The following is a 1,668-nucleotide window of genomic DNA, read 5'->3' on the forward strand; positions in this document are numbered from 1 at the left end:
GGACTCACAAATTTTGTCGAGGCCAGATTGAAATGTCCGGTTTCTGGCTAGATAGAAATGTCCGGTTTCACATTGGTTTTGGTCCTGTTTCTTTTTATGTTTGTGGGTTGGGGCGGCGCAGCCGCCCCCCGTTCCCGCATTGATTTGGCACTGACTTCCAGCACGGCATGGTTGATGTCGGCAGCGTCGATGGCCCGCTGTTTCTTCAGCCCGATCAGTGCTTTCTTCGCGCGGACCGCTTCGCCAGCATGGGTGCGTGACGGCGAGCCCGCCGCGCGGCGATCATCACGGATTGCCTGGACGCACCGGGCCACCTCCAGCACGCTCGCAAGCCGCTTGTTCTCGACCTCCGCCCCCTGATCGACACGCGCGATGCGATCGTATTGCCGGCAGGGCAGCACCGCCCCCTGGGCCTGAACCTCGATCACGCCGTCCGGAAACTCGACCACCTCGGCATATTCATGCATCAGCGTACGGGCATATGGCGTGTCCTCCAGCAGGTACATCACGCGGTCGTACTGCACCGTCAGTGCATTGGATATCCTGCGTGGCACGCGATAGGCCAGGATCTGCCTCAGATCCTCGTCACTGTGCAATGGCCGGTGCGCGTCGTGATCGCTCTTCGGTGGCCTGCCGAAACGCCGGTTGAAGTCAGCGATGAAGGAGGGCGCATACGCGTTGGCCGCTTCCTTCGTGCTGATGCCGCGCAGCCGCAGCTCCTTGACGAGCCGGTCCTGCAGCGTCAGGTTGGCGCGCTCCACCCGGCCCTTGGCCTGACTCGTGTTCGCACAGAACGCATCAATGTTCAGTTCATACAGTGCCCGGCCGAACTGCGTCACCCCTTTGCCGGCCGTCTCCGAGCGCTGCTTCACGTAAAAGACGCTCGCCTTGTCGCTGTAGAACGCCACCGGCTTGCCGTGCGCATCCAGATACTTCTGCAGCGCCTCGAAGTAGCTGAAGGTCGACTCCGTCGCCGTGAAGTGCAGGGTCATCAGCCGCCCGGTCGCATCGTCGATGAACACCAGCAGCGTGCAGGCCGGCGAACGGTCCTCGAACCAGCGATGGTCGCTACCATCGATCTGCACCAGTTCACCCAGGCACGCACGACGGTTGCGCGGCTGGTAGACCTTCGGCGGGCGCTGCCGGCGCGGGATCCACAGCCCTGCATCGTACATCCACTGCCGCACGGTCTCCTTGGCCAGCAGGATGCCGTGACACTCATGGAGCTTCTCGCGCGCCAGCGTCGGACCAAAATCGGCATAGCGCTCGCGAATGATCGCGATCACCCGTGCCCGCACGTTCATCGACAACTGCCGGTTGCTCGGTTTGCCGCGTCGGGCCGACACCAGACCCGCGGCACCCGCCGCCTCGAAACGGCGTCGCAGACGTGAGATCTGCCGCTCGGACAACCCCAGCCGCTCAGCCGCAAACACGCCGCTGAGCCGTCCTTCAACGAGTGCCTCAATCACCTTGACGCGCTGCAGTTCCTTCATGCTGATCGTCACCAGTCCAGGTTCGTTCATCACGGGCTCCGTCGTCTGCATGCAGTTGCAGGATGCGCCGAGGAGAACCCTTAAACCGGACATTTCTAACTGGCCCAAACCGGACATTACTAAATGGCCGTCACAAATTTATGGGTGATAATTTATGTTATGTAAAATTAAATAA

1 protein-coding gene is annotated in these 1,668 nt (G+C 61.2%); it reads right to left on the reverse strand.

The window, feature by feature from the left end:
- Positions 1-47: 47 nt before the first annotated feature.
- On the reverse strand, positions 48-1,523 hold the full coding sequence (locus G3N58_RS33775; RefSeq protein ID WP_167285831.1) for an ISNCY family transposase: 1,476 nt from the start codon (positions 1,521-1,523) through the stop codon (positions 48-50).
- Positions 1,524-1,668: the final 145 nt, after the last annotated feature.

Source organism: Paraburkholderia sp. Ac-20342 (assembly GCF_017104985.1).
In the GTDB taxonomy this organism is placed as follows: Bacteria; Pseudomonadota; Gammaproteobacteria; order Burkholderiales; family Burkholderiaceae; genus Paraburkholderia.